Consider the following 1,548-nt stretch of genomic DNA (forward strand, 5'->3'; position numbering starts at 1 on the left):
CACTCCCCCAGAACCGGGACCTCGACGGAGGCATAGTCGTTGCGCACCACCCAAGGGCGCCCGACCTCGTAGGGGCCGGGGGATTTTCTGATCCGGGTGTCGGTCCCGGGGACCCGCGCTCCGGGGGCCTCGGTGCCGGGAACGTCGGTGGTCACGGGGGCCTCCCGGGGATCGTGTGTACTGACGCGGACTCAGAGTAACCAACACCATCACCCAGAGTGTTGACTTGAATGCGTGTCGCACACCGAGGGGCGGTCCGCCACCTGAGGCAGGCCTAAGGGCAGGACCGGTCGGTCCGTCCCGCTCAGGGGCCCGCAGCGGCCGCCATCAACGCAGCACCCGCCCCAGGAGGCGGCGCCCGAACCCCGGGGCGGACCAACGGAGCTTGCGTTCGGCCCGCCGCGCGCGGGCCTCCAGCCGTTCGGTCTCGTTCCGCGCACGCTCCAGTTCGCGGCGCAGTTCCTCGGCGTTCATCCTCTCGAGTTCCCGGCGCTCCGACCTCTTGGCGTCCTTGCGCTCCGCCGACTTCTCACGCCTCCCGGATCCGCCCTCGGTCGCGGGCGCCTCCTCTCCCCCGTCCTCCTCGTCGATCACGAAGTCTGCACCGGGGGTCCAGTGGGTTCCGGCCACCTTCTCCACGACCCGGTCCAGGTCGGTGCCGTGGGCGTCGGGCTCCAGGTGGAGCGCGCGGGCGAAGGAACTGGCGCGTTCCATCCGCAGGAGCCCGCCGCCGGCCCGGGTTGCGCCGGGCAGGGGCGTGCACATCAGTCCGGCGCCCCTGCGGTCGAGCACGCGCACCATGTCGACCACGGCCGTGCGGGTCGGGTGGGAACCGGCCGGGGCATCGAGGCGGAACGGCACCCGCGGATCCCGTTCGGGGAGCGACTCGACGAAGCGCACACGGGGGTCGCCGCGGAAGGTCTCCTGCACGAGCCGCAGGTCGAGGCGGTCCTCGTCGAGCGGGGAACGGCGCCCGTCCCCCAGCTCCGACCACGGGCCGACGAGCCACATCCGCAGGTCCGGGGTGGTCCCGTCGAGCAGGGCGGAGGCGGTGGTGTCCACCGCCTCCAGGGTCTGGCCGTCCACACCCACGACCACGTCGACGTAGGGCACCTCCCAGAGGCGGTCGGGGCGCTTTCGCCGCAGGTGGAAATCGGGGACGCGGTTGGACACGTACGGCGATCGGAACCGGGAGCCTGCCTCGCGCCGTGTCTGCATCTGGGTGCGGCCCAGGTGCCAGCTGCTGGTGTCGAGGTCGGGAACGAAGACCGCGCCCTGCTGGTGGAGGCGGAAGGCGAACTCGGTGTCACCCCCGAGCACGAGCTCCGGGTCCAGACCCCCGGCACGGTCGAACAACGAGCGGTGCACTGAGCCGGTGGCGCCGATGAAGACCTTGTACGCCAGCCGCCCGGCGGTACGCAGCTGGTTGGACCTGTTGATGTTGCGTTCGATCCAGTGCGGGTCGGCGGCGGCGGGGTCGAACAGCTCGTCCGCGCGTCCGGCGGCGACCTCGTCGCGCACCTGCTGCGGGGTGTGCCGTCCCGGATC

At 72.1% G+C, this 1,548-nt stretch carries 1 protein-coding gene; it reads right to left on the reverse strand.

All coding sequences use genetic code 11. The annotated features are described in order from the left end of the window. Positions 1-327: 327 nt before the first annotated feature. On the reverse strand, positions 328-1,548 hold a 1,221-nt coding region (locus D474_RS32495), incomplete at its 5' end, for a glycosyltransferase family 2 protein (RefSeq protein ID WP_017616602.1).

The sequence above is a fragment of the Nocardiopsis salina YIM 90010 genome, from assembly GCF_000341025.1.
GTDB lineage: Bacteria > Actinomycetota > Actinomycetes > Streptosporangiales > Streptosporangiaceae > Nocardiopsis > Nocardiopsis salina.